Consider the following 26482-nt stretch of genomic DNA (forward strand, 5'->3'; position numbering starts at 1 on the left):
CTTACCCCAGGTGGTGCGCGTCTGGTACTTGCTGCCATCGGTCATCTGGACGGTGATCATGTGATAATCGGGGTGCGTATCGGCCTTCATGGGTATTCTCCGGTATGTGGCTGGTTCCGACCAGCCTGGAAAAGGAAGGCGCGCCCGTACACGGACGCGCCTGAATGTACAAGATCGGACCCGTCCGGCCCCGGCGTCAGGCCTTTGGCGAGTCGGCGATCATCGCCGTGAAGTTCGCCTCAGCCACCAGCTGCCCATCGACCAGCGCACGGCCGGCGAACTTGCACACCGAGCTCCGCTTCTGGACGAACGTCACTTCGAGCTTGAGCAACACGCCCGGCTCGACGGGCTTGCGGAACTTCGCCCCGTCGATCGCCATGAAATAGACGAGCTTGCCCGAGCCAGCGAGCCCCAGCGACTCGACCGCGAGAATTCCCGCAGCCTGCGCCATCGCCTCGACGATCAGCACGCCCGGCATGATCGGACGCCCAGGGAAATGCCCCTGGAAGAACTGCTCGTTCATCGACACCGCCTTGATCGCGGTGATCGACGTGTCGAGGATCAGATCCTCGACACGATCGACCAGCAGCATCGGGTAACGATGCGGTAGCGCCGCCATCACCCGGCCGATGTCGAGCGGACCCATTCCGGCCTTGGGACTGTCGTTCACGGTATCGGTCATGCGTTTGGCTTAGCGGCCCTGCGGTGCGGGACGCGTTGCGGCGGCAGGAGCGGCGCCCTGCTGCTGCTGGCCACCCTGCTGGTTCGGCTGCCAGTTTGCCGGCACTGCCGTGCTGACCGACGGCACCAGGCGATCGAGCTCGGTGGTGATCGCCGCAGTGATGTCGGCAGTCGGCTGTGCGAACAGCGCAGCCTCGGGACGCAGCAACAGGCTCACGTTCTTGGCGCGAACCGCGGCGGTCACGGCGTCGCTGAGCTTCGCCTGGATCTGCTCGATCGCATATTGCTGCGCGCGCTGGGCGGGCTGCGTCAGGCGGGCGAGTTCCTGGTTGGCGGCATTCTCACGCGTCTGAATCGCCTGAGCCTGCGGACGCAGGGTCGCTTCGGTTGCACCCGGTGCACGCTGTGCGGTCTGGAAGGCGGTGACCAGCGGCTGCAATTCGCGTGCAACGGCCTGGCGGCGCGTCTCGGCCTGGTCGAGCTGTGCCTTGTAGGTCGTCTCGATCTGGGCGCGGGCGGTATTCCAGGCCTTCGAGTTGGCGATCGCACCCTGCGCGTCGGCGACGGCGATGCCCGAAACCTGCGCATCGGCAGCGGTCGCGGTCATTGCAGCCGGCGCGACGAGCGCCGCGGCGAGGAGAAGCGTCTTGAACGTCGTCATCAGAACTGTGTCCCTACGTTGAAAGTAATGAGTTTGGGGTCGTCGCCCTTCTGCTTGAGCAGGGCTTTGGCGAGATCGATACGGAGCGGGCCGAACGGCGAGTTCCAGTTGACGCCGATGCCGACCGACAGACGCGGCTTGGCCGAGTTGCCGAGGAAGCTCTCGACGAACGGCACCTGCTCGGTCAACGCACGCGGGTTGGCGGCCGTGCCGACGCACGTGCCCGCAGCATCCGGCGAACCGGTAGCGCAGACGGTGTTGGCCGTGACCGTCGCACCCGTCGTATCCGTGGTCTGGTAGGTATACAGCGCGGCGCCCGCAGTATTCACTGCCGGGGTGAACGTCGACCCGACATATTCCTTGCCGGTGGTCGGATCGATCAGGGTCGGGAAGACCGCCGATGGCAAAGGCTTCTTGATGCCGAACAGGCTGCCGACCTGTGCATAGACCGACGGACGCAACCCCAGTTCGCGTGCACCCGAGCCCAACGGGATCTCGATTTCGGCGCGCGCCAGATAATAGGCGCGACCGCCAAGCGCGTCGTCCTGGATCGTGTTGCGATCCGTCGCGAGAACCTGGGCCGGCGTGCCGTTATCATAGGACGCACGCAACACGCGCGGGCCGACGCCGCGAATGTCGAAGCCACGGAACTGCGGTTCACCGAGATAGAAGCGATCGGTGATGCGAACCGCATCGACGCCCTCGCTCCGGCTCGATTCGAGCGGATGGACGTACCCGCCTTCTGCCACGATCGAGCCGATGAAACCGCTACCGAGGTTGTGGTACTTCGACCCTTCGAGACGGGTACGGATGTACTTCACGTCGCCTCCAAGCCCCGCAAAATCCTGGCTGAACGAGAAGCGCGAGCCCGCGGTCGGACGCAGGCGGCTGTTCAGGTTGTCGCGGCTCAGCGAATAGCCGACCGACGACGTCCAGCGATTGCCGATCGCGTCGCACAGATAGCGGCCTGCAACGAGCCGGTTGCACGTTCCGTCGGCGTTCAGGAACTGCGCGTCGAGGCTGACCTCGTCGTACGACAGTCCGTAACGACCCGACAGCGACCAGAACTCGGTCAACGGTACACCCGTACGAAGCTGGAACCCGGTCGAGACCTGCGAATAATTGGTCTGGCGATCGTTGCCGATGTAATTGAACGAGTTGTAGTCGCGGCGGAAGATATCGCCGCCGAGCGCGATGTTCTTGTCGAACAGATACGGCTCGGTGAAGCCCAGCTCGATCGACTTCGAATAGCTCGAATAGTTGACGCCGGCGCGCAGCTCCTGGCCTTTGCCGCGGAAGTTGCGCTGCGTGATGTTCGCCTGGATGATGAAGCGTTCGAGGCTCGAGTAACCAGCCGACAGCTGCAACTCGCCGGTCGATTTCTCTTCGAGGTTGGTCTCGAGGATCACGCGGTCGGGCGCCGAACCCGGCAGCTGCTTGATCTCCATCTTGTCGGCGAAATAGCCGAGCGAGTTGATGCGATCCTGCGAGCGCTTCACCTGGAAGCTGTTGAACGCATCACCTTCGGCCAGACGGATCTCGCGGCGGACGACCTTGTCCTGCGTCTGCGTGTTGCCGTTGATCTCGATCCGCTCGACATAGGTACGCTTGGCTTCGGCGATGTTGAAATTAATCCCCATCGTCAGCGTTTCGGCGTCCTTCTGGAACTCCGGGTTCACCTCGGTGAACGCGTAGCCGAACAGACCGGCGGTCTGGCTGAGATTGTCGACCGAATCCTCGACGAGCTTGGCGTTGTACCAGTCGCCCTTTTTCAGCGGCAGCGTGGCGGCCAGCTTGGTATTGTCGAAGTCTCGGATCTGGCTGTCGACGGTGACGTCGCCGAACTTGTAGCGCTTACCTTCTTCCACCACGTACGTGATGATGAAGTCCTTCTTGTCCGGCGTCAGCTCGGCGACCGCGGACGTCACCCGGAAATCGGCATAGCCCTGCGTCAGGTAGAACTGACGGAGCTTCTGCTGATCGTAGGACAGGCGATCCTGGTCGTAGCTGGTCGCCGACGAGAGCAGGCGGAACAGGCGCGACTGCTTGGTCGCCATCTGGCCGCGGATCTGGTCGTCGGAGAACACCTCGTTGCCAAGGATGTTGATCTGGCGGACCTTCGACTTCGGCCCTTCGCTGACCTCGAACACGACGTCGACGCGGTTCTGGTCGAGGTTGACCATCTTCGGATCGATCACCGCGGCAAAGCGCCCCTGGCGACGATACAGCTCGATGATCCGCGCAATATCCTGGCGGACCGCGGTGCGCGTGAAGATCTGACGCGGCGCGAGCTTGATCTCTTTGGTGATCTTGTCGGTCTTGAGCGCCTTGTTGCCCTCGATGATCACGCGGTTGATGATCGGGTTCTCGCGCACGCGCAGCACGATGTTGCCGGTCTCGACGCCGCTGATCGAATAATCGGCGAACAGGTCGCTGGCCTGGAGATCCTTCAGCGCCTGATCGAGCGTTTCCGCGGTGTACGGGATACCGAGCCGCAGCTTGGTATAGCTGAGCACCGTCTCGGGCTCGATGCGCTGCGATCCCTCGACTCGCAAAGTCTTGATCGTACGGACGGATACCGGCGCCGTTACGGGCGTTACAGCATTGACCGCACCCGTGACCGGGTTGCGCACGGACGTCGGCGTAGCCGTCGCTGGCGTGACCGGTGCCGTAGGCGCCGTCTGCGCGAACGCGGGCGCGCCCGAGAGGATCGTGCCTGCGAGAAGCAGGGCGCCCTTCCGCGCGAAATCGTAACCGTTGATCGCTGTCACCAAACCCACCCTAAAAACGTGCACATACAAGGCGCGCCCGCCCTGCCCTATCGTCGTCAGCCGATCAAGCCGGCCAAGTTCTTCCAGAGCCCGAAATTACCGAGATCGTTGAAGGTCACCAGCAACATCAGCGCGAGAATCGCCACAAGGCCACCGCGAAACGCCCATTCCTGTACCTGCGGCTCGACCGGGCGCCTGCGCACCGCTTCGATCGCATAGAAGAACAGGTGACCGCCATCCAGCATCGGCACTGGCAGCAGATTGATGAACCCCAGATTGATCGAAACCAGGGCAATCAGGAACACATAGGCATCGAGCCCGAGCGACATCTGCTCGCCCGACACCTTGGCGATGCTGAGCGGCCCGCCGAGTTCCTTCACGGAACGGCGTCCGGTAATGACCTGCCCCAGCGTCTCGACCATCATCGACACGATCTCACCGGTACGCTTCACCGCGACGACGGGCGCCTCGACCAGGCTGACGGGAATGATCACGGGCTTGCCGCCGGCAATGCCGAGGCGGCCGATCCGGTATTCGTTGCCGAAGCGATCGCGCTGCAGGTCGGTGCCGATCACGAGATCGCGGGAGAGCGACTGGCCGCCGCGGACGATATCGATCCGCGCGCTCTCGCCGGCACGGATCCGGGCATAGCGCGCCATGTCGTCGAACGTGTCGACCGTGCGTCCGCCAAGCGCAATGATACGGTCGCCCGGCTGCAGGCCAGCCTTGGCCGCCGCGCTGCCGGGCATCGTCGCGCCGACGACCGGCGGCATGCGGATGTCGCCATACGCGAACGCGAAGCCGGCCAGAATGAGGATCGCGACGACGAAATTCACCACCGGTCCGGCCGCGACGACGATCGCGCGTTGCCACACGGGCTTCGCCTGAAACGTGCGTTGGCGCTCTTCCGCAGGCAGCGACAGCCAGTCCGCGGAGGGCTGGCTGGCCGGGTTCATGTCGCCCGCAAACTTCACATAACCGCCGAGCGGCAGCCATCCGAACTTCCAGCGCGTACCCCTATTGTCGGTAAAGCCCGCGATCTCGCGGCCGAAACCGATCGAGAACGCATCCGCCTTGATCCCGAAATAGCGTCCGGCGAGATAATGTCCCATCTCGTGCACGAACACGAGCGGCCCGATCACCGCAGCGAACGACAGGATGGTCAGCAGGATACCGGGTGTTTCGATCAAACCGCGCAATCCTTCACACGCTCGCCCGCCAGCATCCGCGCTTCCGTATCGATCGCCAGCACGGCATCGACGCAATCCGGCGCGGCCGGGTCATAACACGACAACGTATGTTCGACGATTGCGGCAATTTCGAGGAAACAAATACGGCGCTTTAGGAAAGCCTCGACCGCAACCTCGTTGGCGGCATTGAGAATTGCCGGCCGCGCCCCGCCCGCATCGAGTGCCTCGCGCGCCAATCTGAGCGCGGGGAAGCGGACCGGATCGGGCGCCTCGAAGTCGAGTCGACCGATTGCGACCAGATCGAGTGGGGCCATCGGCGTCGCCATCCGGTCCGGCCAGGCGAGCGTATGTGCGATCGGCGTCCGCATGTCGGGCGGCCCGAGCTGCGCGAGAACCGACCCATCGACATAATCGACCAGGCTGTGGACCACCGATTGCGGATGGATGACGATCTCGATCCGGTCGTGCGCAATCGGGAACAGCCGCGCGGCCTCGATCAGTTCGAGGCCCTTGTTCATGCAGGTCGCCGAATCGACCGAGATCTTCGCGCCCATCGACCAGTTGGGATGCTTGACCGCCTGCTCCAGCGTCACGCCGCGCATCTGCTCGGTCGTCCAGTCGCGGAACGGCCCGCCACTGCACGTGAGGATAATCCGTCGCACGCGTTCGGGGCGAGTCGCATCGAAACACTGGAAGATCGCGTTGTGCTCGGAATCGGCCGGCAACAGCGTAGCGCCGGTCCGCTTGGCCGCGGCGAGGATGACGTCGCCAGCGGAGACCAGCGGTTCCTTGTTCGCGATCACGACGGTGCCGCCCTGCTCGATCGCCGCCATCACCGGCTTCAATCCCGCACACCCGACGATCGCGCCCATCGTCCAGTCCGCGCCTGACGATGCAGCCTCGGCGATCGCTTCGGCACCCCCGCCCGCACGGATCCCCGTGCCGGCCAGCGCCTCACGCAACTCCGGCAGGCATTTTTCGTCGGCAACGACGGCAAACTCGGCGTTCGTCCGGATCGCCGCCGCGGCGAGCTTCACCACATCGCAATTCGCGGTCAGCGCAACGACTCGGAAACGGTCGGGTTCGCGCTCAATCAGGTCGAGCGTCGAGGTGCCGACCGAGCCGGTCGCCCCCAGAATCGTGACGCTCTTCATGCGTAGAAATGCGGCAGGATAACGAGGAAGGCCGCGACCGGCGCGACAGGGACGAGGCCGTCGAGCCGGTCCATCACGCCACCATGCCCAGGCAGGATGTTGCCACTGTCTTTCACCCCAGCCACTCGCTTCAGCCAACTCTCGTAGAGATCGCCCATCTGCGCGAGCACCGCGAGCACCGGCGTCGCCAGCGTCATCCGCATCGGCAGGCCATAGTGCGTGTGCAGCACCGCCGCGACCGCACTCGCGAGCACCACGCCGCCGATCAGCCCAGACCATGTCTTGTTCGGGCTAATCACCGGCGCGAGCTTGGGCCCGCCCAGCGTCCGCCCGGTGAAGAACGCACCGATATCGCATGCCCATACCAACGACAGCGCCCACAGCGTGTAGATGATACCCTCGTCCTGCCGCCGGATGATCATCAGCGCCAGCACCGGTAGCCCGCAATAGAGCACGCCGAGTGCCAGCTGCGGTTTGCGCGTCGTGATGACAACGAAGAACGCCGCGCCCGCGAGCAGCCCCAGCGTGAAGAAATCGTGGATCACCAGGATCAGCGACGCTGGCGCCATCAAAGCGAGCGGCACCGACAGGGCGAACTGCGTCATCCGCTTGGTCTTGGCATCGGCGCCTTGCAGCATCGACCATTCCGCCATCATGAACAGCGCGGCCACCACGCCGAGCACCCAGAACGCGATCCCGCCGAGCGTCAGCGCAAGGCTCGCCACCGCGATCATGCCGATGCTGGCGATCATCCGGAGCTGGAGATTGGACGGCGTGCGCAACGCCTGATCTGGCGCCTTTTCAGGGTCGGTAAGGCTCACAGACCACCGTAACGGCGCTGACGCTGACCGAACGCCGCGACCGCATCGGCGAGCGCCGCCGCGTCGAAGTCGGGCCACAGCGTGTCGACGAACAGGAGCTCCGCATACGCCGCCTGCCACAACAGGAAGTTCGAAAGACGCTGCTCGCCCGACGTACGGATCATCAGGTCCAGTGGCGGCAGGTCGTGCGTATCGAGCTCCGCCTCGATCGTCGCCACGTCGATATCCGCCGGGTCCAGCCCGCCATCACGCGCCCGCTCCGCCAGTCGCCGCGCGGCCGTCACCAGCTCGGCATGCGCGCCGTAATTCAACGCGATCGCCAAGATCGGACCGCTATTCCCCGCGGTCCGCGCGATGGCGTCATCGACCATCGCCACCAGATCGGGCGAAAAGCTGTGGTAATCGCCAATCACGCGCAACCGGACGTTCTCGCGTGCGAGTTCGTCGAGGTCGCTGCGGATGAAATGCCGCAGCAACCCCATCAGGTCGCTGACCTCCTCAGCCGGGCGCCGCCAGTTCTCCGACGAGAACGCGTACAGCGTCAGCGCCTCGATCCCCATCGCGCGCGCGGCGCGCGTCACCTTGCGCACCGCCTCGACGCCGGCCTTGTGCCCGGCGAAGCGCGGCAGGAACCGCTTCTTCGCCCAGCGGCCATTGCCGTCCATGATGATCGCGACATGACGCGGCACCGCCCCGCCTGCAGGAACGGCGCCCACAGGAACAGCAGCGAGCGGCGCGGCCGAGGAGGCCTGCAATCTCACTTGCCCAGGATTTCCTTTTCCTTGGCGGTCGCAGTCGCATCGAGTTCGGCGATGATGCTGTCGGTCAGCTTCTGCACTTCGGTCTCGTGACGCTTGCGCTCGTCCTCGCCGAACACGCCCTTCTTCTCGTCGACCTTGAGCGAATCCATCCCGTCGCGGCGGACGTTACGGACCGCGATGCGCGCCTTCTCGGCATACTGCCCGGCGAGCTTGGCAAGCTCCTTGCGGCGCTCCTCGGTCAGATCCGGGATCGGCAGGCGCAGCGTCTGGCCGTCGACGATCGGGTTGAGCCCCAGGCCGGCCGAGCGGATCGCCTTGTCGGTCGGGCCGACGTTCGACTTGTCCCAGACCTGCACCGACAGCATCCGCGGCTCGGGCGCCGAGACAGTCGCAACCTGGTTCAGCGGCATCGACGAGCCGTACACCGTCACCATCACCGGATCGAGCAACGCGGTCGACGCGCGACCCGTGCGCAGGCCGGCGAGATCGCTCTTCAGCGCTTCGACGGCACCCGCCATGCGGCGTTCCAGGTCGGTCTTGTCGTATGCGGCCATCTTAAAGCTCCTGCTCGTTCTGGACGATCGTCGACACGCCATCACCCGCCAGCACCGCGGCGAGATTGCCGGGTTCGCGGATGTTGAAGACGACGATCGGGATGTTGTTGTCACGGCAGAGCGCGATCGCGCTCGCGTCCATGACCTTGAGGTCGTCGGACAGCACGCGGCTGTACGTGACCGTTTCGTAGCGCACTGCGTCCGGGTGCGTCTTCGGGTCGGCGTTATAGACGCCGTCGACCGAAGTGCCCTTGAACAGCGCATCGCACTTCATCTCGGCAGCACGCAGCGCGGCGCCCGAATCGGTGGTGAAATAGGGGCTGCCGACGCCCGCCGCGAAGATCACGACGCGGCCCTTCTCCAGGTGACGCTCGGCCCGGCGGCGGATGAACGGCTCGCACACCGACGCCATCGGGATCGCCGACTGGACGCGCGTGTCGACGCCGATCTGCTCGAGCGCGTTCTGCACGGCCAGCGCATTCATCACGGTCGCGAGCATGCCCATATAATCGCCGGTCGCGCGGTCCATGCCGCGTGCCGCGCCCGCCATGCCGCGGAAGATGTTGCCACCACCGACGACGATGCAGATTTCGTAGCCCTTCGCCTTGATGTCCGCGATCTCCTGCGCGACGCGCGCGGTGACGGTCGGATCGATCGAAAGACCCGATGGCCCCATCAGGACTTCGCCCGACAGTTTCAGCAGGATACGGTTGTAGCGCGGAGGCGTCATAAATCTCGAATTGTGATTGGCGGGGCGGCGCGGACCTTAGGCGGCGAGGCCTAGGATGTGAAGCGCCGTGCGGCGCGTGCATCGAAACTGGGTGGAGATGAGACGGAAAATGGGCTGGGCTGGGTCCAACTGCTTGTCATTCTCCCGGGGTGCGGAGGAAGTGTCATGGCTGGCCAATCTGGAATCAGCGACGCCTGCAACGACGCCTCCCCGGCGGAGGCCGGGGCCCAGTTGGCAAGGTCGATGTAATTGAACACGCCCCGTCGTCACCTTCGTCTTCCACCTGGACCCCGGCCTTCGCCGGGGAGGCGCTGAGGTGAGGGATAGTCTGGCCGATATGACCTGATGCCACCGCCTCGAACGGTTTACGGATAGATGACGTCCAGCCCCCTGGATGCCCGAACGAGCCCGGCATAACAGAGGATGCCTATCCTTCTCCCTTCGGGGAGAAGGTGGCCCGGCAGGGCCGGATGAGGGGCGTGAGGTTCGAGACCTCGCCACTCCCAATCCAAGGACCCGGACAACAAAACGCCCGCCAACCCTACTCCGTCACCCCGGACCTGTTCCGGGGTCCACCGCTCCGCACACTCAACTCTCGGCGAGAATGCGGGACCGTGGATGCCGGAACGAGTCCGGCATGACGGAGGATAATTGGCGAGCGCCCGATCTCCAATACCCTCTCCCCGGAGGGGCGAGGGAGAGTAGACTTACGCCTGGGGCACGCCCGAAGCAGCAGCAACCTCGGCTGCGAAGTCGGACTGCTCCTTCTCGATGCCCTCGCCGAGCTGGAAGCGGACATAGTCCACCAGCTTGATCTCGGCGCCTGCATCCTTACCGGCCTTGGCGACGACGTCGGAGATCTTGGTCTTGCCGTCCATCACGAACAGCTGGCTGACCAGAGCATGCTCCTTGCGGTACTTGGCGATGCCGCCCTCGACCATCCTGGCGATGATGTCGGCAGGCTTGCCCGACTCGGCGGCCTTCTCGGTCGCGATCGCGCGCTCGCGCTCGATCTCGGACTCGTCGAGGTCGGCCTCGTTCAGCGCCTTCGGGAACGCCGCTGCGATGTGCATCGCAAGCTGCTTGCCGAGCGCCTGGAGAACCTCGTCCGAAGCCTCCGACTCGAGCGCGACGAGCACGCCGATCTTGCCGAGACCAGGTGCCGCCTGGTTGTGGATGTACGGAACAACCGCACCCTTGCTGACTTCCAGCGTGCGCGAGCGGCGCAGCGACTGGTTCTCGCCGATCGTCGCGACGTTGTTCGTCAGGACTTCCTCGACGGTCTTGCCCGATGGCATCGCCTGCGACTTCAGAGCTTCGATGTCGCCGCCGGTTGCGAGCGCGATCTGCGTGACGTCACGGACGAACGACTGGAACTGGTCGTTCTTGGCAACGAAATCGGTCTCCGAGTTCACTTCGACCGCAGCACCCTTGGTGCCCGAGACGGCGACGCCGACCAGGCCCTCGGCCGCGGTACGGCTGGACTTCTTGGCGGCGGCTGCGAGCCCCTTGGTGCGCAGCCAATCCATCGCCTGCTCCATGTCGCCGGCGTTCTCGCTGAGCGCCTTCTTGCAATCCATCATGCCCGCGCCGCTCTTCTCGCGCAGATCCTTGACCATTGCTGCCGTGATATCGGCCATGTCTCTAATCCTTTTTAGGTCTGAATGTAGTTGCGGGCGAGGCAGAGCTTTCGCCCTACCCCGCCCGCATGACGGTTCGGCGACGACGCTTATGCGTCGATCTGGCGCTCACCCTCGGCTGCCAGCTCGGCAGCGATATCGGCGTTCGCAGCCGTCTCGCTCGTCGGTGCGCTGGCTTCGATCGGAGCCTCGACGACGGGATCTGCGCTCAGCGCCTCTTCCTTCGGCGGCTCGATCATCGCGCCGATGTCGGCACCGGTGCGGCGCTGCTGCTCCTGGCCGCCGCGCGTCGCTGCGATCGCGATCGCCTCGCAGTACAGGCGGATGGCGCGGGCTGCGTCGTCGTTCGCGGGAACCGGGAAGGCAATGCCGTCCGGCGACACGTTCGAATCGAGGATCGCGACGACGGGAATACCCAGCGTGTTCGCTTCCTTGATCGCCAGCTCTTCCTTGTTCGCGTCGATCACGAACATCACGTCGGGAATGCCGCCCATGTCGCGAATGCCGCCGAGCGAAAGCTCGAGCTTGTCCTTCTCGCGGGTGAGCTGAAGGACTTCCTTCTTGGTCAGGCCGACGGTGTCGCCCGACAGCATTTCCTCGAGCGTCTTCAGACGCTTGATCGAACCCGAGATGGTCTTCCAGTTGGTGAGCATGCCGCCCAACCAGCGATGGTTGACGAAGTGCTGGCCCGAACGACGCGCTGCGTCCGCGACGGGATCCTGCGCCTGGCGCTTGGTGCCGACGAACAGGACCTTGCCACCACCGGCAACCGCCGACGAGACGAATTCGAGCGCGCGCGCGAACAGCGGCACGGTCTGCGAAAGGTCGAGGATGTGGACGCCGTTACGATCACCGAAGATGTAAGGCTTCATCTTGGGGTTCCACCGATGAGTCTGGTGGCCGAAATGCGCGCCCGTTTCGATGAGCTGCTGCATGGAGACGACTGGAGCCGCCATAGGGATATATCCTTCCGGTTGTGCCTCTGGGAAGCGGATGACGTCGTGGCCGAATGACCGTGACGCACCGGGCTATGATGCCTCCCATGCGGGGTTAGAGGCGCGGCCCTTAGCGTGGCTCCATTCGAAAAGCAATCGCACAAGGCCCGCTTGACTCATGGAACGCAATGAGAACATAAAGGGCTCAGAGGGGAACAGATGTTCGACTCGGCGCGGAATCACCCCGGCATGACGGGATTCGAAATGCGACGAATGGAACGATGTTTCTGACCAAGTGTTTGCGGATATTAGGAATTTGTTCGCAACTCATAGGAAGGCGGACGTGATGTTGGTTCTAAGCTTCATGGTTTTTGCTGGTGCATTCGCGGTCGCGGGCATGATGCTCGTCTCGTCGATCGCACCGCAGTGGGATCGTATCGTGCGCCTCGCGATGGGCAACGTCGAACCCGCGTTCCAGCCGCTCCGCACGCTGGCCGTTGCGGAGCGCCGGATCGCGGTCAGGCGCTGGGCTTCGACGTCGGCTCCGGTGCCCGCCCGCCGCTGGAACGCTGCCGCCTGATCTTGGCGTAGCTCGCGATGCTGAACGGCATCGAGAGCAGGTACAGCACGCAGATGATGCTAAGCGTATGCCATGGCGCGCTCACGATGGCAGCGCCGAGCAATACGACGAGCGCAATGGCCTCGAACCGGATGTTGCTGCGGAGTTTGACCGAACTCCAGGAATAGGTGGCGATACTCGACACCATCAGCAGCGCGACGAACGCGACCCAAGGCGCCACGAAATATGGCGACGCGAACCTGGGTTCATCGGTCCAGAACCAGAAGAACATCGGCATCAGTGCGAGGCCCGCTCCGGCAGGAGCGGGAACGCCGGTAAGAAAACCCGCCGACTTGTGCGGTTGATGGCTCTCGTCGATCTTGGCGTTGAAGCGCGCAAGACGCAGCGCGCAGAACACGGCGAGGATCAACGAACAGATCCAGCCGACGCGCGGCAAAGCCGTCAGCGACCACAGATAGACGATCAGCGCAGGCGCAACGCCGAACGAGATCGCGTCGGACAGCGAATCGAGCTCGGCTCCGAACCGGCTTTCGCCGTGCAGCATCCGGGCGATCCGACCATCGAGGCCGTCGAGCACGCCCGCGACCATGATCATCGCGACGGCGCTTTCCCACTCCCCACCGATCGCGAACCGCACGCCGCTGAGGCCCGAGCACAGCGCAAGGGCCGTAACCGCGTTGGGGGCGACGGCGCGCAGCGGAAGTCCGCGCGGAGCACGCCGCGTGCGACCAAACCGCCCCCGGCCTCGCTCTTCAATCGAGTCGCCGTCGATCTCGTCGCGATCAATCACTGGGCGATGCCGCCAACCGGGACGCCACCGACGCGACCAAGCACGGTCTCGCCCGCGATGCTGCGCTGGCCGAGGCAGACCTGCGGCACGACATGATCGGGCAGGTACACGTCGACTCGGCTGCCGAACCGGATCAGGCCGATGCGCTGGCCGACCGCGACCATGTCACCGGCCTTTACGAAGCCGAGGATACGGCGCGCGACCAGGCCGGCGATCTGCGTGAAGCCGATGCGCATGCCGTTGCGATCTTCAACGACGAAATGCTGGCGCTCGTTCTCGTCGCTCGCCTTGTCGAGGTCGGCGTTGAGAAACTTGCCCGAAATGTAGACCACCTGTCGAACCGTCCCCGCGACAGGCGTACGATTAATATGCACGTCGAACACCGACATGAAGATCGAGACGCGCACCAGCGGCGCATCGCCGAGACCGTTCTCGCCGGCGAGCTCGCGCGGGATCGGCACGCGCTGGATCATCGTGATCAGCCCGTCTGCGGGCGCAACGATCAACCCTTCTCCCTGGGGAGTCGTGCGGATCGGATCGCGGAAGAACGTCGCGACCCAGATCACGACGCCGACCATCGGCCAGAACAGCACGTGACTGACGATCGTCAGCAGCAGCGTGATGCCGGTCGCGATCGCGACGTATTTGTGGCCCTCCGGATGGACTGCGGGAAATCGCCATTTGACCGTGGAGGTCGTGACGGGCGGCTTGTCGAGCGATGCCATAACCTACGGGTCTATCCGTGCACGACGCGCGATACAACGATGAACCGGCTTTTCCTTACAGCGCCAACGGTTGGCGAACGGTTGATCGCTGCGGCGCGCTCCCCTAGACGCTCCTCAAACCCCTCCCCCGAAGGACGCGCACATGGCGAAGATCAAGGTAAAGAATCCGATCGTGGAGATCGACGGCGACGAGATGACCCGGATCATCTGGGAATGGATCCGCGAGCGCCTGATCAAGCCGTATCTCGACATCCAGCTCGATTATTACGATCTCGGCGTCGAGCATCGCGACGCGACCGACGACCAGGTCACGATCGACAGCGCACTCGCCACGCAGAAGCACGGCGTCGCGGTGAAGTGCGCGACGATCACCCCCGACGAGCAGCGCGTCACCGAGTTCGGCCTGAAGAAGATGTGGAAGTCGCCGAACGGCACGATCCGCAACATCCTCGGCGGCACCATCTTCCGCGAGCCGATCGTGATCAAGAACGTCCCCCGCCTGATCCCGGGCTGGACGCACCCGATCGTCGTCGGCCGTCACGCATTCGGCGATCAGTACCGCGCGACCGACTATCTGGTCCCCGGCCCAGGCAAGCTGCGCCTCGTGTTCGAAGGCGACGACGGCACGGTCATCGACCGCGAAGTGTTCCAGTTCCCGTCGGCGGGCGTCGCGATGGCGATGTACAACCTCGACGATTCGATCCGCGATTTCGCGCGCGCGTCGATGCATTACGGCCTTAACCTGAAGTGGCCGGTGTATCTGTCGACCAAGAACACGATCCTCAAGGCCTATGACGGGCGCTTCAAGGATCTGTTCGCCGAGGTGTTCGAGGCCGAGTTCAAGGACAAGTTCAAGGAAGCCGGGATCGTCTACGAGCATCGCCTGATCGACGACATGGTCGCATCGGCGCTAAAGTGGAACGGCGAGTTCGTCTGGGCCTGCAAGAACTACGACGGCGACGTCCAGTCGGACCAGGTCGCACAGGGCTTCGGGTCGCTCGGCCTGATGACCTCGATCCTGCTGACCCCGGACGGCAAGACCGTCGAGGCCGAGGCGGCGCACGGCACCGTCACGCGTCACTTCCGCATGCACGAGCAGGGCAAGGCAACCTCGACCAACCCGATCGCGTCGATCTTCGCATGGACCGGCGGCCTCAAGTATCGCGGCAAGTTCGACGACACACCCGACGTCACCAAGTTCGCCGAGACGCTCGAGCGCGTCTGCGTCCAGACGGTCGAAAACGGCCACATGACCAAGGATCTCGCGATCCTGATCGGCCCCGATCAGCCCTGGATGACGACCGAGCAGTTCTTCGAGCAGGTCCGGTCGAACCTCGAAACGGAAATGGCCAACTGGGCTTGAACTGACGCCCCGCTCCCGGAAACGGGAGCGAGGCTACCTAATCGAGCATGCGCCTTCGGGTTTGTGCTTGACGATCCTGCGCACCTCCCCGGCGAGGGCCGGGGTCCAGTTGGGCAACGTCGCTGATCACCGCTGCGCTTCGTTACCGCGACCTCACCAACTGGGCCCCGGCCTTCGCCGGGGAGGCGCATCGTCCGAAGCGATAATAGCTACCGGCGCCCCCCTCTCGAGCACGCAGTATTTCTTCCTGACAAATCCGTCATGCGTCCCCTAAGGTCGCATGCATGGCATTACGGCTCGACAATCAAGGTTTCAGCGACGCGCTCGTCATTCTCGGTGCGGCCGGGCTCGTCATCCCCGCGTTCGCGCGGTTCCGGGTCAGCCCGGTCATCGGTTTCATCCTGGTCGGCCTGCTGGTCGGCCCCGCTGGATTGGGTTCGCTTACCGGCTCCGCGCCATGGCTGTATTACCTGACCATCTCAAACCCGGAATCGATCGAGCCGTTCGCCGAGTTCGGCATCATCCTGCTGCTGTTCTCGATCGGCCTCGAACTCTCGTTCAAGCGACTGTGGTCGATGAAGCAGCTCGTGTTCGGCACCGGCGCCGCCGAACTGATCGGCTCGGCGCTCATCATTGGCGTGGCGTTGCACTTCATAGGCCAGGAATGGGCGGGCGCGATCGGGCTGGGGTTTGCGCTCGCGTTGTCGTCTACCGCTTTGGTCCTGCCGTTGGTCGGAACTACCGGCGCGGTCGGGCGTGGTGCGTTCGCGATGCTGTTGTTCGAGGATCTGGCGCTCGTCCCGATCATCTTCGTGCTCGGTGCGCTGGCGCCGACAGCGAGTGCGGACGGCTGGTCGAACATCGCCGGCGTGGCATTGCGCGGCGGGCTGACCGTCGTCGCGATGTATATCGGCGGGCGGGTCGTCCTGCCCCGGCTGTTCGGGCAGGCCGCGCGGACCAAGAGCCCTGAGCTGTTCCTTGCCGCGTCGCTGCTGGTGGTTATCGTCGCGAGCGTCGCGACAACGGCCGCCGGGCTGTCGCCGATCGTCGGCGCGCTGCTGGCCGGGCTGCTGATCGCCGAGACCGAATATCACAGCGAGGTCGAGGTCATCACCGCACCGTTCAAGGGGCTCGCGCTCGGCGTGTTCCTGATCACCGTCGGCATGAGTCTCGACCTACGGCTGATCGCGCAGAACTGGCCGTCGTTGCTGCTGGCGGTGACGGGCGTGGTCGCGACCAAGGCGATCGTGACGTTCCTGTTCCTGCGCGTCGCCAATTCGCGGCGCGGCGTTGCGGCGGAGACGGGCTTGCTGATGGGTAGCCCTTCCGAGACCACGCTGATCGTGCTTGCGACGGCCGCGCAGGCGCAGTTGATCATGCCATCGACCGCCGCTTTCTGGCAGACCGTCACTGCGATCGGGCTGACGATCACGCCGCTGCTGGCAAAGCTCGGCCGCACCGTCTCGCGTCAACTCGAAAGCCGGTCGGGTGCCGATGCCGGGGATATCGAGATCGACGACGATGGGCCGGGAACCGTCGTGATCGGCTTTGGTCGCGTGGGTCGGATGGTGGCGGACATGCTGGCGGTCCACGGGCAAAAGTACGTTGCCGTGGAGGCGGATATCGATTCCGTCGAGGCCGCGCGGGCGCAAGGGCATCCAGTGCTGTTCGGGGACGTCGCGCGCCCGGAACTGGTGGATCGGCTGAAGCTGCATACCGCCAAGGCGCTGATCCTGACGATGGACGATCCGGTGCTGACGGTCCGGCTGGCGCGGCGGGTTCGGGCGCTGGCGCCGGATTTGCCGATCGTGGCGCGTGCTCGGGATACGGCGCATGCGGCGGAGTTGTACCGGGCGGGGGTAACGGATGCCGTGCCGGAGACGCTGGAGAGTTCGCTGCAGCTGGCGGAGGCTGTGCTGGTCGATCTCGGGGTGGCGATGGGGCCGGTGATTGCGTCGATCCATGAGAAGCGGGATGAGTTGCGGCAGGAGATCAAGAAGGCGGCGGACATGATCGCGGAGCCGCGGATCAGGAAGGCGAAGCGGACTCCTCGCGCGGTTTGACCCTTACCACTCCAAGAGGCACTTGTTCTCCCGCGAAGGCGGGAGTCCGGTCTGAGTCCTCGCCTTCGCGGGGAAACAGGTTTTGGAGCGTTTCTGGAGAAGCACCTCCCCGGCGGAGGCCGGGGCCCAAGTGGAAAGGTGGTCGTAACGGAGGACCGTTCTCCGTTATTTACGTATTCTAATTGGGCCCCGGCCTTCGCCGGGGTGGTGCTCTATTTCGCGGTGATCGCTTGGTCACGCGCGCGCGCCTCGCCACCTCTTCTCTCGCCCTCACTCTTCCCACGGCTAAGACGCCGCGGGCCCCTTCCCTCTCCCGGTGGGAGAGCGAGATGCAAGAGAAGGTTAGGGTGGGTTAGGCCAACGTGCGGTCTCTTCAGGCTGGGATCACGCCTTCTCGACTCTTCATAAGTGGTTGTATTCTTTGTCCAAATGCCTCGACGCCTTCCAGGAAGTCGTCGAAGGTCAGCAGGACGCCGCCGGTGTTTGGGACGGCGGCCATCTCGTCGAGCATGCGGGCGACGCTCTCATACGAGCCTACCAGCGTGCCCATGTTGATGTTCACCGCGCCCTCGGGAGCGGCAAGCTGGCGGACGTTGGTGTCGGTGTTGTGGGTGTCCTTGGCGCCCTGGTCGATCAGCCAGGAGATCGCGTCGACGTCGACGCCGGCGTTATAGTGTTTCCACTTGGCCATCGCTTCGTCGTCGGTTTCGGCGGCAATGATCATGATGAGGACGAAGATCTGCACGTCGCGGCCGGTCTTGGCTGTTGCCGCGGCGAGCCTTTCGTTGTTGAAGGCAAAGGCCGTCGGCGTGTTGACGCCCTTGCCGAGGCAGAAGGCGTAGTCGGCCCATTTGGCGGAGAAGGCGAGGCCGTCGTCGGACGAGCCGGCACAGATGATCTTCATGTCGCCGGTCGGCTTGGGCCAGACCCGGCAGTCGGTCATCTCGTAATAGTCGCCCTTGAAGTCGGACGCGCCGTCCTCCCAAAGTTCGCGGAGTATGTGGGCGTATTCGTCCAACATCTTGTAGCGATTGCGGAAATGCTCGTCGCCGGGCCACATGCCCATCTGGGTATATTCGGGCGGCTGCCAGCCGGTGATGAGGTTCAGGCCGAACCGCCCGTGGCTGATCGAATCGATCGTGTTGGACATCCGCGCCGCATAGGCCGGCGGGACCAGCAGCGTGGCGCAGGTCGCGAAGATCTTGATCCGCTCGGTGACGGCGGCGAGACCGGCCATCAGCGTGAAGCTCTCCAGGCCGTATTCCCAGAACTCGGTCTTGCCGCCGAACCCGCGCAGCTTGATCATCGAGAGCAGGAAATCGAGGCCGTGCTTTTCGGCGGACTGCGCGATCGCCTTGTTGAGATCGAAGCTCGGTTTGTACTGCGGCGCGTTTTCGCTGATCAGCCAGCCATTGTTGTTGATGGGCACGAAGACGCCGACCTGCATATTCCGCTCCTATTCGCCGTCGAGCCAGTCGAGCAGCCACATGTTGAAATGCTCCGCGCGGGTGACGTTGCAGGCGTGCGCCCCCGCTGCCATCCGTGCAAGCTGCGCGCCGGGGATGCCGGCGGCAAGCTTTTCGGAGGCCGACGGGGGGACGAGCATGTCGTCGTCGGACGCAACCAGCAGCGTCGGCACGTGGATCTCGTCGAGCCGGCCGGCGATGTTGAACCGGCGGACCGCAGCCACGCGCCGCTGGATCATTTCCGCGCCGGGGAAATGCGCTAGCATCGCTTCCTCCTCGTCTTGGAGACGGTCGTGGTGGTCGGATATCCACTGCGGCGGAAAGAGGAACAGCGGTTGCGCGTGGAGATACGCGCGGGGACCGCTGTCGCTCAGGAGGGCGAGCCGCGTGTCGAAGCAGCGCGCGGTGTGCGGGTCGAGCTTGGCCCAGCCGTTGATGACGACGAGGCGTTCGAGCCGTTCGGGCGCGGACAGCGCGAGCGCGAGACCGATATGGCCGCCGAGCGCGTGGCCGATGAAGGTGCAGGTCTCGAGCCCGATCGCGTCCATCAGCGTGATCACGTCGGCGGCCATCGATTCGACGGTCAGGTCGCCGGGGACGTGACTATCGGAGCGCCCGGTGCCGCGGTGATCATAGGTGATGACCCGGTGGCGCGTGCCGAGCGCGGCGAGGTTCGGTTGCCAATAGCCGCCTGAGCCGCCGAGGCCGCTCGACAACAGGATCGGCGGACCGTCGGGCTGGCCGTGTTCCTCCCAGTGGATGCCCCCTGCGATTGCCATCAGGCGAGGTGGGCGATGCTGGCGATCTCGACGAGGCACTCGGGCTTCACGAGCTCGGTCTTGATGCAGTAGCGCGCGGGCTTGGGGCCGGGGAAATACTCGGCGTACACGGTGTTGAAGGCAGCGTAGTCGGCGAGATCCTTCAGGAAGATGTGGTTGAAGGCGACGTCCGCCAGCGTTGCGCCGGCGGCTTCGAGGGTGGTCTTGATGGTGTCCAGCACCGCGCGTGTCTGCGCGGCTGCGTCGCCGGGGTGGAGGACCGTGCCGCCCTCGCCCAGCGCCAGCACGCCCGAGACGTAGACCGTGTTGCCGGCCTTCGCACCTGCGGAATAGGCCGCGATCGGAGTCGGGAACTGGGGTGGGTTGATGGCTTCGAACGGCATCTGGTTTCCTTTTACCAATCCGTTCCCCCGCGGAGGCGGGGGTCCAGGGTTGCGGGCAGTATCGTTCGTGATTCCTGGGCCCCCGCGTTCGCGAGGGAACAAGGACGGGTCACTTCGGCAACTGCCCGAAGCTTCCGCAGAAATCGCCAACGGTGCTGACCCAGCCGAAGAACTTCTCGACATTGTAGACGGTGGCGGCCTGCATCTCGGGTGGGCCGAGATGGTGGGTCGCGTCCTCCAGCATCACGCCGAAATATTCGAGGTGGAAGCCGTCGCGCAGCGTGCTCTCGACACAGACGTTGGTGGCGATGCCGACGAAAACGATGTTGCGGATGCCGCGCGCGCGCAGGATGCTGTCGAGCTGCGAATTGAAGAACGCGCTGTAGCGGGTCTTCTGCACGCGGATGTCGCCGGGTTGGGGGGCGAGCGCATCGACGATCTCGTAGTCCCAGCCGCCGCGCGCGAGGAACTGGCCGTGGAGTTCGGGGCGCGCGCGCATGGTCTTGAGCGCGTTGGACTTGTGCCAGTTGGGGGAGCCGGGGCCGCCGGCCTCGACATAGTCGGGGTCCCAGCCGTTCTGGAGGAACACGACGGGCATGGCCGCGGCGCGGGCGGTGTCGAGGACCTTGGCGATCTGGGCGATGGTGCCGGCAGAGCCCGAGATGTCGAAGCCGGCGGTGTCGACGTAGCCGCCGGGAGAGGCGTAGGCGTTCTGCATGTCGATCACCACGACTGCGGTTTCGGTTGGGTCGAGGCGGAGCGCTTCCGGGCGGGCGGGCAGCGTGACGGCGTTCGCCTCGTTCGCGCCGGTTCGGATGATCGGAGGGGCGGCTGTCATGCGCACAAGCTCGCTGGATCGTGGGGATTGTGCAAGTGCGAAATGATCGGCGCAGAGAGGCGCGTGCGAACCTCCATCGGGCCAGCAGAATTGTATCCCCGCGAAGGCGAGGACCCAGACTGGGCTCCCGCCTCCGCGGGAGAACAAGGAAGTGTGAACTGGCGGAGTGGCGTCTCGGACGGACGGACGTTCGGTCCGGTCGTCCGCCGCCCCTCGCGTCATCCCAGCGAAAGCTGGGATCTTCCTGTTGCGAAGGGTGCGGCTCGAACCGGGAGATCCCAGCTTTCGCTGGGATGACGGATTGGGGGACTGGTCGCCACTAGTTCCGCTCGCGGCTAAGCCGCCAGCGCGAAATCCTTGAAGCGTTCGCGCAGCGCCGTCTTCAGGAGCTTGCCCGTTGCGGTATGCGGCAGGTCGTCGACGAAGACGATCGCGTCGGGGAGCCACCATTTGGCGACGTGATTCGACAGATGGTCGAGGATCGCTTGTTCGCCGACATCGCTGCCGGGCTTGCGGACGACCAGCAGCAAGGGGCGCTCGTCCCATTTGGGATGATAGATGCCGATCGCCGCCGCCTCCGCGACGCCGGAGCAACCGACCGCGGCATTTTCTAGGTCGACTGAGCTGATCCATTCGCCACCGGACTTGATGACGTCCTTCGAGCGATCGGTGATCTGCATCGTGCCGTCCGCATGCAGCATCGCGACGTCGCCGGTGTCGAACCAGCCTTCACCGTCAACCGCGTCTTCGTCTGCGCCGAAATAGCGTTGGACCACCCAGGGACCCCTCACCTGCAACCGGCCCGCGACCTTGCCGTCGCGTGCCAACACTGTGCCTTCGTCGTCGATGATGCGAAGTTCTATGCCGAAGGGGACGCTCCCCTGTTTGCCGACCAGGTCGAGCTTTTCGTCGTGCGTCATGTCGTCCCAATGTGGGGGCGCGAAGCCGGCGGTGCCGATCGGGGAGGTCTCGGTCATGCCCCAGAGGTGTTTCACCGTGGCGCCCATCTCCATGATCCGCTCGATCATCGCGCGGGGGGCTGCCGAGCCGCCAATCGTCACCTGCTTCAGATGGCGCGGGGCATCGCCGGAGGCTTCCATGTGGCCGAACATCGCCAGCCATACGGTCGGCACGCCGGCGGAGTGCGTGACCTTCTCGTCGTTCATCAGGCGGCACAGCACAGCGGGATCGTTGACCGCGGAATAGACGACTTTCGCGCCCGACAGCGCGCACGCGAACGGCAGGCCCCAGGCGGCGGCGTGGAACATCGGCACGACCGGCAACACCACGGCGTTGGGGGAGAGATCGAATACCCACGGCGCGACCTCGGCCATTGCGTGGATCATCGTCGAGCGGTGCGTGTAGAGAACGCCCTTCGGATTGCCGGTGGTGCCGCTGGTGTAGCAGAGCATGCAAGGCTCGCGCTCGGGGCCTTCGACCCACGCGTAATCGCCATCCTCCGCGTCGAGCATCGCCTGAAAACCGTCGGGGCCGAGATCGTCGAAGCAGACATAATGGCGGATGCTGGGCCATTGGCCGCGGAGGCGATCGACTACGGCCGAGAACGCCTTGTCGTAGAGCATCACGCGGTCTTCGGCGTGGTTGGCGATGTAGACGAGCTGTTCGTCGAACAGGCGCGGGTTGATCGTGTGGATCACGCCGCCCATGCCGATCGTGCCGTACCAGGCAACGAGGTGGTGCGCGTGGTTCATCGCCAGCGTCGCGACCCGGTCGCCGGGCGCTACGCCGAGTTTTTCGAGCGCCTGGGCCAGTTTGCGGGCGTCGCGCGCGATACCGGCCCAGTTGGTGCGGGTCTCGCGGCCGTCGGCCCAGTAGCTGACTAGCTCCCTAGCCCCGTGTTCGCGCGCCGCGTGGTCGATCAGGCGGGGAACACGAAGCTCGAAATCCTGCATTCCACCAAGCATTCTCGCTCTCCCAAGCTCGTTATCCGACCAGAGCGAGCCTCGTTTCCGAGGTCTTCATCTCCACCTTGGCGACACCGTGCAACGACTCGATGTGCTCGACAAGCTCTCCGTCGAGGAGGAAGTCGCGACCGAGCAGGATGCAGACTTCGCCATCGGGCATTTGCGCACGCACGCGAACCTCGCCGCGCGCACCGCGATGCTCGGCCAACAGCGACGCGAGGGCGGCGAAGGCGGTCATGTCAGAGATCGTCACGACCACCTGGAAGCGTGCGAGGTTGGCGAGGCCTTCGAACGGCTGGATGCGCTTGATGCTGACGCGCGGCGTGTCCTCTCCGGGCTTGCGATCGAGCTCGACGGTGATGAGGCCGCAGCCCCCGGCCTTTGCCGCCTCCTCCAGATCCTTCGAGACCTGGTCGTCGAAGCAGGTCGCCATGAACTGGCCACTGGCGTCGGAGCATTGCGCCATCATGAAGCGCTTGCCGCGTGCGGAGGTGCGATAGCGGGCGTCCTCGACCAGCACCGCCATCGTCGCGCCGGCGCGGCTGCCGTCGTCGGGGATATTGAGCTCCGACAGCGCGGTGTAGGCGCGGGCGCCATGGCTGACCGCGATATGGCGGTGACGATCGACCGGGTGCGCGGAGAAATAGAAGCCGAACGCCTCCTTCTCCTGATCCATGCGCTGGCTGAGCGTCCAGCGAACCGAGGGGGGGAGCTTGATCGCGTCGCCGGCGGGTTCGGCGTCACCGAACAGGCCGCCCTGCCCGCTGGTCTTCTGTTCGTGCGTGCGCGCGGCGATCGCGAGGATCGTCTCGGCGGTGGCGTGGATGCCGGCGCGGTTCTGGTCGAGGCTGTCGAAGGCACCGGCGGCGGCGAGCGTTTCGAGCTGGCGCTTGTTGAGCAGGCGCGGGTCGACGCGCTTGGCGAGATCGTCGAGGCCGGCGAACGGACCGTTCTGGACGCGCTCGACGATCAGTTTTTCCATCGCGCCTTCGCCGACGCTTTTCAGGGCTCCCAGCGCATATCGCACCGCTAGATTGTTCCCCTGCGAAGGCGAGGGCCCAGACTGGGCACCCGCCTTCGCGGGTGAACAAGTTTCTGGTTCGGGCGCTAGGTCGACGTCAGGCAAAACCTCGACATCGAACTCGGCCTGGCTCGCGTTGATGCACGGCGGCAGCGAGGTGATTCCCAGCCGGCGCATGTCGTCGGTGAAGATCGCGAGCTTGTCGGTCTGGTGGAGGTCGTAGCACATCGAGGCGGCGAAGAATTCGTGCGGGTGGTGCGCCTTCAGCCACGCAGTCTGGTACGCGAGCAGCGCATAGGCGGCGGCGTGGCTCTTATTGAAGCCGTAGCCGGCGAACTTGTCGATCAAGTCGAACAGCGCGTTCGCCTCGGCCTTCTTGATGCCGTTGACGCTCAGGCAACCCTCGACGAAGCCCGCGCGCTGCGCGTCCATCTCGGCCTTCACCTTCTTGCCCATCGCGCGGCGCAGCAGATCGGCGCCGCCGAGCGAGAAGCCGGCAAGAACCTGCGCGGCCTGCATGACCTGTTCCTGGTAGACGAAGATCCCGTAGGTCTCCGACAGGATCGGTTCGAGCAGCGCGTGCGGATAGTCGATCGCCTCGGTGCCGTTCTTGCGACGGCCGAACGACGGAATGTTGTCCATCGGGCCCGGTCGATAGAGCGACACGAGCGCGATGATGTCACCGAAATTCGATGGGCGGACGGCCGACAGCGTGCGACGCATGCCCTCCGACTCGAGCTGGAACACGCCGACCGTGTCGCCGCGCTGGAGCAGGGCGTACACGCCGGTGTCGTCCCATTCAAGCGCATCGAGATCGACGACCACGCCCCGCTTGGCGAGCATCTGCAACGCCTTTTGCAACACCGACAGCGTCTTCAGCCCGAGAAAATCGAACTTCACGAGGCCGGCGCCCTCGACATATTTCATGTCGAACTGCGTAACAGGCATGTCGGAGCGTGGATCGCGGTAGAGCGGGACGAGCTGGGCCAAGGGCCGGTCGCCGATCACCACGCCGGCGGCGTGCGTCGAGGAGTGGCGCGGCAGGCCCTCCAGCTTCATCGCCAGATCGAGCAGCTTACGCACGCTGTTGTCGTTGGCGTATTCCTTGGCCAGTTCGCCGACGCCGTTCAGCGCGCGCTCCAGCGTCCAGGGATCGGTCGGGTGGTTCGGCACCAGCTTGGCGAGGCGATCGATCTGGCCGTAGCTCATCTGGAGCACGCGGCCGGTGTCCTTGAGCACCGCACGCGCCTTCAGTTTTCCGAAGGTGATGATCTGCGCGACCTGATCGCGGCCGTATTTCTCCTGGACGTAGCGGATCACCTCCACACGCCGGGTTTCGCAGAAATCGATGTCGAAATCGGGCATCGACACGCGTTCCGGGTTGAGGAAGCGCTCGAACAGCAGGCCCAGTTTGATCGGGTCGAGATCGGTGATCGTCAGCGACCAGGCGACGACCGAGCCTGCGCCCGAACCACGGCCCGGGCCGACCGGAATGTCGTGGTCCTTCGCCCATTTGATGAAGTCCGCGACGATCAGAAAATAGCCGGGGAAGCCCATCTGGACGATCACGTCGACCTCGAACGCGAGGCGCTTGCGGTAGACGTCGCGCCAGCCATCTTCGCCTTCGCCGTGCAGCGCGGTGATGCGGGCGAGGCGTGCTTCCAGGCCCGCTTCGGCGTCGTCGCGGAGCAGCTTGGCCTCTCCCTCGATATCGCCGGCGAGGCTGGGGAGGATCGGCTTGCGGTACGGCGCCATCACTGCGCAGCGCTGTGCGACGACGAGCGTGTTGGCGATCGCCTCGGGAATGTCGGCGAACATCTCGTGCATCACCGGCGCGGGCTTCATCCAGGCTTCGGGGCAGCTGCGGATGCGGTCCTCGGTCTCGACATAGGTCGAGTGCGCGATGCATAGCATGGCGTCGTGCGCGTCGCCGAATGCGCTCTCGGTGAAGCAGCACGGGTTGGTCGCGACCAGCGGCAGGTTGCGCTCATAGGCGATGTCGATGAGGTCGGTTTCGGCCGCCGTCTCGACCGCATCATTCCGGCGCGAGAGTTCGATGTAGAGGCGGTCGCCGAACAGGCCTTGGAGGCGATCGAGATAGGCGCGCGCGCGTGCGGGCTGGCCTTCCGCGAACAGGCGGGCGAGGCCGCCCTCCCCGCCTGCAGTCAGCGCAATCAGGCCTTCAGTGTGACGTTCGAGCGCGACGAAGTCGACATGCGCGGGCATCTCGATCGGGCGGTCGAGATGCGCCATCGAGACGAGTGCGCAGAGATTGTCATAGCCCGTCATGTTCTGCGCGTAGAGCGCGAGCCAGTCGAACTGCGTGGCGATCCCGTCGGGCATGTCTGGGCGACCTACGCCGAGCATGACGCCAATGATCGGTTGCACGCCGTCCTTCTTCGCGGCGTCCGAATAGGCCATCGCGGCGTAGAGCCCGTTGCGATCGGTCAGCGCGGCGGCGGGGAAGCCCAGCGCACGCGCCTGCTTGGCGATCGCCTTGGGATCGATGGCGCCGTCGAGCATGGTGTAGCAGGAGAAAACGCGGAGGGGGACGTAACCGGAATGCATCGACAGGAGGTAGGCGCTGCGGCGTGATTCGACCAGCCGGGATGAGTCCGATCGGAACCGCGGACACGACGAGCCGTTGCGGC

23 protein-coding genes (1 of these 23 only partly in view) are annotated in these 26482 nt (G+C 64.8%); 3 read left to right on the plus strand and 20 right to left on the minus strand.

Translation table 11 applies throughout. The features are described from left to right. From rpmE to rpsB, 12 genes are all read right to left on the minus strand, one after another. Positions 1-90, minus strand: partial view of a 50S ribosomal protein L31 gene (rpmE, locus tag AC3D24_RS06690; protein ID WP_055880673.1) — the 5' end (the start) only. It extends 141 nt beyond the left edge of the window; only the first 90 of its 231 coding nucleotides appear in the window; the start codon lies at positions 88-90; the stop codon falls past the left edge of the window. Positions 91-196: 106 nt separating this feature from the next. Then, positions 197-646, minus strand: a complete 450-nt coding sequence (fabZ, locus tag AC3D24_RS06695) for a 3-hydroxyacyl-ACP dehydratase FabZ (RefSeq protein ID WP_489033079.1) — start codon at positions 644-646, stop codon at positions 197-199. Positions 647-691: 45 nt separating this feature from the next. Next, positions 692-1342 (minus strand): OmpH family outer membrane protein, encoded by a 651-nt coding sequence (locus AC3D24_RS06700; protein ID WP_489029259.1) that lies wholly within the window; start codon positions 1340-1342, stop codon positions 692-694. Beyond that, on the minus strand, positions 1342-4116 hold the full coding sequence (bamA, locus tag AC3D24_RS06705) for an outer membrane protein assembly factor BamA (RefSeq protein ID WP_489033081.1): 2775 nt from the start codon (positions 4114-4116) through the stop codon (positions 1342-1344). The genes AC3D24_RS06700 and bamA overlap by 1 nt, the downstream gene beginning before the upstream one ends. A 53-nt stretch (positions 4117-4169) precedes the next feature. Beyond that, positions 4170-5303, minus strand: a complete 1134-nt coding sequence (gene rseP, locus AC3D24_RS06710) for an RIP metalloprotease RseP (RefSeq protein WP_489029261.1) — start codon at positions 5301-5303, stop codon at positions 4170-4172. Beyond that, entirely contained in the window at positions 5300-6457 is a 1158-nt protein-coding gene (locus AC3D24_RS06715) for a 1-deoxy-D-xylulose-5-phosphate reductoisomerase (protein ID WP_489029262.1), read from the minus strand. Before AC3D24_RS06715 ends, rseP begins: the two co-directional genes overlap by 4 nt. After that, positions 6454-7209, minus strand: coding sequence for a phosphatidate cytidylyltransferase (locus AC3D24_RS06720; RefSeq protein ID WP_489033083.1), 756 nt, complete (start codon positions 7207-7209; stop codon positions 6454-6456). Before AC3D24_RS06720 ends, AC3D24_RS06715 begins: the two co-directional genes overlap by 4 nt. A gap of 65 nt (positions 7210-7274) precedes the next feature. Then, entirely contained in the window at positions 7275-7967 is a 693-nt protein-coding gene (locus tag AC3D24_RS06725; RefSeq protein ID WP_489029264.1) for an isoprenyl transferase, read from the minus strand. 68 nt (positions 7968-8035) lie between these two features. Continuing rightward, positions 8036-8593, minus strand: a complete 558-nt coding sequence (gene frr, locus AC3D24_RS06730) for a ribosome recycling factor (RefSeq protein WP_056055952.1) — start codon at positions 8591-8593, stop codon at positions 8036-8038. Position 8594: 1 nt separating this feature from the next. Then, a complete protein-coding gene (gene pyrH, locus AC3D24_RS06735) occupies positions 8595-9323 on the minus strand; it encodes a UMP kinase (RefSeq protein ID WP_056066004.1) in 729 nt (242 codons plus the stop codon). 707 nt (positions 9324-10030) lie between these two features. Beyond that, positions 10031-10963: a translation elongation factor Ts gene (gene tsf, locus AC3D24_RS06740; RefSeq protein ID WP_489029267.1), complete on the minus strand. Its 933-nt coding sequence runs from the start codon at positions 10961-10963 to the stop codon at positions 10031-10033. A gap of 89 nt (positions 10964-11052) precedes the next feature. Beyond that, positions 11053-11919, minus strand: coding sequence for a 30S ribosomal protein S2 (gene rpsB, locus AC3D24_RS06745; RefSeq protein WP_489029269.1), 867 nt, complete (start codon positions 11917-11919; stop codon positions 11053-11055). Between the two features lie 325 nt (positions 11920-12244). Here rpsB and AC3D24_RS06750 point away from each other — a divergent pair, with 325 nt between their 5' ends. Then, a complete protein-coding gene (locus AC3D24_RS06750; RefSeq protein ID WP_489033084.1) occupies positions 12245-12478 on the plus strand; it encodes a hypothetical protein in 234 nt (77 codons plus the stop codon). Here the strand turns inward: AC3D24_RS06750 and AC3D24_RS06755 are convergent. Next, complete coding sequence (locus AC3D24_RS06755) at positions 12417-13235, minus strand: CDP-alcohol phosphatidyltransferase family protein (protein WP_489033085.1); 819 nt, start codon at positions 13233-13235, stop codon at positions 12417-12419. The genes AC3D24_RS06750 and AC3D24_RS06755 overlap by 62 nt on opposite strands. A 29-nt stretch (positions 13236-13264) precedes the next feature. Further along, complete coding sequence (locus AC3D24_RS06760) at positions 13265-13993, minus strand: phosphatidylserine decarboxylase (RefSeq protein WP_489029271.1); 729 nt, start codon at positions 13991-13993, stop codon at positions 13265-13267. A 142-nt stretch (positions 13994-14135) separates the two neighbouring features. Here AC3D24_RS06760 and AC3D24_RS06765 point away from each other — a divergent pair, with 142 nt between their 5' ends. Together AC3D24_RS06765 and AC3D24_RS06770 are read left to right on the plus strand one after the other, a co-directional pair. After that, positions 14136-15356 (plus strand): NADP-dependent isocitrate dehydrogenase, encoded by a 1221-nt coding sequence (locus tag AC3D24_RS06765; RefSeq protein WP_056055940.1) that lies wholly within the window; start codon positions 14136-14138, stop codon positions 15354-15356. A 284-nt stretch (positions 15357-15640) separates the two neighbouring features. After that, a complete protein-coding gene (locus tag AC3D24_RS06770; protein ID WP_056055938.1) occupies positions 15641-17419 on the plus strand; it encodes a cation:proton antiporter domain-containing protein in 1779 nt (592 codons plus the stop codon). 373 nt (positions 17420-17792) lie between these two features. Here AC3D24_RS06770 and rutA read toward each other — a convergent pair whose 3' ends face one another. The 6 genes from rutA to dnaE all read right to left on the minus strand — a co-directional run bounded on the left by rutA (position 17793) and on the right by dnaE (position 26354). Further along, positions 17793-18866 carry a pyrimidine utilization protein A gene (rutA, locus tag AC3D24_RS06775; protein WP_489029273.1) on the minus strand — a complete coding sequence of 358 codons (1074 nt, stop codon included), beginning with the start codon at positions 18864-18866 and terminating at the stop codon, positions 17793-17795. Between the two features lie 9 nt (positions 18867-18875). Then, positions 18876-19664 carry a pyrimidine utilization protein D gene (gene rutD / locus AC3D24_RS06780; RefSeq protein WP_489029275.1) on the minus strand — a complete coding sequence of 263 codons (789 nt, stop codon included), beginning with the start codon at positions 19662-19664 and terminating at the stop codon, positions 18876-18878. Then, positions 19664-20047, minus strand: a complete 384-nt coding sequence (locus AC3D24_RS06785) for a Rid family hydrolase (RefSeq protein WP_489029277.1) — start codon at positions 20045-20047, stop codon at positions 19664-19666. The genes rutD and AC3D24_RS06785 overlap by 1 nt, the downstream gene beginning before the upstream one ends. Positions 20048-20156: 109 nt before the next feature. Next, the gene (rutB, locus tag AC3D24_RS06790) at positions 20157-20885 is read right to left on the minus strand and encodes a pyrimidine utilization protein B (RefSeq protein ID WP_489029279.1); all 729 of its coding nucleotides are present in this window, start codon (positions 20883-20885) and stop codon (positions 20157-20159) included. A 335-nt stretch (positions 20886-21220) separates the two neighbouring features. Then, the gene (locus AC3D24_RS06795) at positions 21221-22810 is read right to left on the minus strand and encodes a long-chain fatty acid--CoA ligase (RefSeq protein WP_489029281.1); all 1590 of its coding nucleotides are present in this window, start codon (positions 22808-22810) and stop codon (positions 21221-21223) included. A gap of 19 nt (positions 22811-22829) precedes the next feature. Further along, a complete protein-coding gene (gene dnaE, locus AC3D24_RS06800; protein WP_489029283.1) occupies positions 22830-26354 on the minus strand; it encodes a DNA polymerase III subunit alpha in 3525 nt (1174 codons plus the stop codon). Positions 26355-26482 lie beyond the last annotated feature (128 nt).

This window comes from Sphingomonas sp. SL1004, assembly GCF_057815015.1.

Excerpts from the sequence above, each read along its gene's own strand:
- AC3D24_RS06760 (WP_489029271.1), bottom strand. The coding sequence starts at position 13,993 with ATGGCATCGCTCGACAAGCCGCCCGTCACGACCTCCACGGTCAAATGG.
- AC3D24_RS06785 (WP_489029277.1), bottom strand. The coding sequence starts at position 20,047 with ATGCCGTTCGAAGCCATCAACCCACCCCAGTTCCCGACTCCGATCGCG.
- rutB (WP_489029279.1), bottom strand. The coding sequence starts at position 20,885 with ATGACAGCCGCCCCTCCGATCATCCGAACCGGCGCGAACGAGGCGAAC.
- frr (WP_056055952.1), bottom strand. The coding sequence starts at position 8,593 with ATGGCCGCATACGACAAGACCGACCTGGAACGCCGCATGGCGGGTGCC.
- rutD (WP_489029275.1), bottom strand. The coding sequence starts at position 19,664 with ATGGCAATCGCAGGGGGCATCCACTGGGAGGAACACGGCCAGCCCGAC.
- pyrH (WP_056066004.1), bottom strand. The coding sequence starts at position 9,323 with ATGACGCCTCCGCGCTACAACCGTATCCTGCTGAAACTGTCGGGCGAA.
- AC3D24_RS06795 (WP_489029281.1), bottom strand. The coding sequence starts at position 22,810 with ATGCTTGGTGGAATGCAGGATTTCGAGCTTCGTGTTCCCCGCCTGATC.
- AC3D24_RS06765 (WP_056055940.1), top strand. The coding sequence starts at position 14,136 with ATGGCGAAGATCAAGGTAAAGAATCCGATCGTGGAGATCGACGGCGAC.
- dnaE (WP_489029283.1), bottom strand. The coding sequence starts at position 26,354 with ATGCTCGACGGCGCCATCGATCCCAAGGCGATCGCCAAGCAGGCGCGT.
- AC3D24_RS06750 (WP_489033084.1), top strand. The coding sequence starts at position 12,245 with ATGTTGGTTCTAAGCTTCATGGTTTTTGCTGGTGCATTCGCGGTCGCG.
- rutA (WP_489029273.1), bottom strand. The coding sequence starts at position 18,866 with ATGCAGGTCGGCGTCTTCGTGCCCATCAACAACAATGGCTGGCTGATC.
- AC3D24_RS06700 (WP_489029259.1), bottom strand. The coding sequence starts at position 1,342 with ATGACGACGTTCAAGACGCTTCTCCTCGCCGCGGCGCTCGTCGCGCCG.
- fabZ (WP_489033079.1), bottom strand. The coding sequence starts at position 646 with ATGGGTCCGCTCGACATCGGCCGGGTGATGGCGGCGCTACCGCATCGT.
- tsf (WP_489029267.1), bottom strand. The coding sequence starts at position 10,963 with ATGGCCGATATCACGGCAGCAATGGTCAAGGATCTGCGCGAGAAGAGC.
- rpsB (WP_489029269.1), bottom strand. The coding sequence starts at position 11,919 with ATGGCGGCTCCAGTCGTCTCCATGCAGCAGCTCATCGAAACGGGCGCG.
- AC3D24_RS06715 (WP_489029262.1), bottom strand. The coding sequence starts at position 6,457 with ATGAAGAGCGTCACGATTCTGGGGGCGACCGGCTCGGTCGGCACCTCG.
- AC3D24_RS06720 (WP_489033083.1), bottom strand. The coding sequence starts at position 7,209 with ATGATCGCCAGCATCGGCATGATCGCGGTGGCGAGCCTTGCGCTGACG.
- AC3D24_RS06770 (WP_056055938.1), top strand. The coding sequence starts at position 15,641 with ATGGCATTACGGCTCGACAATCAAGGTTTCAGCGACGCGCTCGTCATT.